This window comes from Planktosalinus sp., from assembly GCF_059864935.1.
On the sequence record NZ_JCBCCK010000035.1, the window covers coordinates 1 to 2177 of the forward strand.

Sequence of the window (2177 nt, forward strand, 5' to 3'; positions counted from 1 at the left end):
GTTGAACGCAGTTCGTCCGCTTTGTCCCGGCCTGCCAGAGGCGGGTGGCGAAGGAGATTCGTCCGCTTTGCCCCTTCCCTAAAGGGAGGCGGAAGGAGATTCGTCCGCTTTGCCCCTTCCCTACACTTCGACTTCGCTCAGTGACCTGAGTGGCGGAAAGAGATTCTGCTATAAAAAAATTATAATTCTTTTTCTTTTTCAACCCTCCTGCCCTTTAGGGTTAGGGAGAGGGAGGGTTGAACGCAGTTCGTCCGCTTTGTCCCGGCCTGCCAGAGGCGGGTGGCGAAGGAGATTCGTCCGCTTTGCCCCTTCCCTAAAGGGAGGCGGAAACGACTTGATCTATTATTTCTGTTGAGAGATATTTCATACACTCCTCATACACTATCCATACACTATCTATACACTATCTATTAAGTATCTCCTTAGCAACGGCTTTTAAGGGGTTGATTTTATTGGGGTTTTGGGGTTTTGGGTTTTGGGGGTTTGCTTATTAAAAACGTCAAAAACGTTGGTTTTCGTCATCAATGTGGGAAGGTGTTTGTATTGGTCAAAAAACACTTTTTTAGACTTAAATACTTGATAACGTGATTTTTGTAAACGTGCTCAAAATACTGGTTGTATGTTTGTCGTGTAAGTTCTGAGACACCGTTGCGGATTAAAATTTTGAAAGCAGGTCGACATGCTTTTGCGCGCGCTTTCCAAGGCGGTGTTTTTGGCTTACAACACAATTTGTTGAACCCGTTGTTGCTTTATGCCATATAGAGCAATGACTTAAAATCATAAAACAATGGCAAAAAACAAAAGTATAATCAAGGTTATCGGAACCCTGGATGATCTTACCTTTTACAAGGGCAAAGAGGGGTATTTAGTGCGCACCAAGGGTGGTGTGAGCAAAAACAGGATTAAGAATGATCCTGCGTTTGCACGCACCCGGGAAAATGGTGCAGAATTTGGCCACAGTGCCCAAATGGGTAAGCTTTTGAGACGCTCGGTTAGCGGGCTGATTGAAGATGCCCGTGATGGCCGAATGACCTCCCGACTCACTCAGGAGATGGCCCGTGTGAAAAACCACGATCTCACCTCTGTGAGAGGAGAACGGAATGTTGCAACCGGACTGGCAACTGCCGGCGGAAAGCAGGTACTCAAAGGTTTTGATTTTAATGGTGGAGCACCGCTTGACAGTGTTTTGCTGACAGATTACAGCCTTGATACTGCTACCGGGGAAATCGTACTCACCGATTTCTCACCGATGCAACATGTTGCCGTACCGCAAGGTACCACGCACTTAAGTTTGCGTTCCGGGTTTTTGAACCTGGACTTTGCAACCGAAGTCAAGGATTTGGAGCTTAGCCCGATTAGCAATCTGGCCGTGAACAGTCCTGCGGCGACGGTGACCCTTACTCCTGCTGCTGTGCCGGCGGGTGCCGGTAACGAATTGTTTTTCCTTAAAATCGCCTTTTTTCAGGAGATTAATGGAATACAATACCCGTTAAACAACGGTGCCTTTAATGCGCTGCAGTTGGTGGAAGTACTGTAAGGTTTTCTTACAGGTTTATTTTGGAAGGGGCCGCTTTTGCGGCTCTTTCTTGTTTCATTCAACTCCAAATATTGATTAAACTGATGCTATTAGTGATAAAATTGGCAGTTTATTTTGTAATTCGATTTTCATCATTCATTTTAGAAGGATTCTGCCTTGTGTCAAAAACATCATTTATTACAATTTGATTATCAATGATTCTGTAAATCAATTTATAATTTCCGCTCACTAAATATCTGTGCGTTTTCTTTAGTCCTGTTAGGTTTGGTTCAATTGGACCAGAGTTCGGATTCTTTTGGAGTTGTTTAGATGATGAAAGGATTTGTCTTCTAATTTTATGAGCAAGCTTTTATTGAACTCGTTTAAACTTTTAATAATTGGCTAAAAAATTGCCCTTTTGCACCCGCTTTTTGACTTTTTTTCCTTCCGTAGCGATGCTATGCAACTCAAAAAAGCCTTCAATCGGGCACAAAATGACTAATTTTCGCTACAATCAAAAAAATTTAAACGAGTTCATTTACTTTAGAAGCATAGTAGTCAAAAATATCTTTTAAATTTCTGATTGCAAAATCAGTCCAAACTATTTTCATTCCTACCAATTTGCTGATAGTTGTTCTAAGTCTTCTTGACTTTTAAAATT

At 42.5% G+C, this 2177-nt stretch carries 1 protein-coding gene; it reads left to right on the forward strand.

From position 1 onward, the window contains the following. Positions 1-787: 787 nt before the first annotated feature. A complete protein-coding gene (locus tag AC6F75_RS01400; protein ID WP_500713136.1) occupies positions 788-1537 on the forward strand; it encodes a hypothetical protein in 750 nt (249 codons plus the stop codon). Positions 1538-2177 lie beyond the last annotated feature (640 nt).

Bases quoted from the DNA above. Each gene is read 5' to 3' on its own strand.
- AC6F75_RS01400 (WP_500713136.1), top strand. From the start codon at position 788: ATGGCAAAAAACAAAAGTATAATCAAGGTTATCGGAACCCTGGATGAT.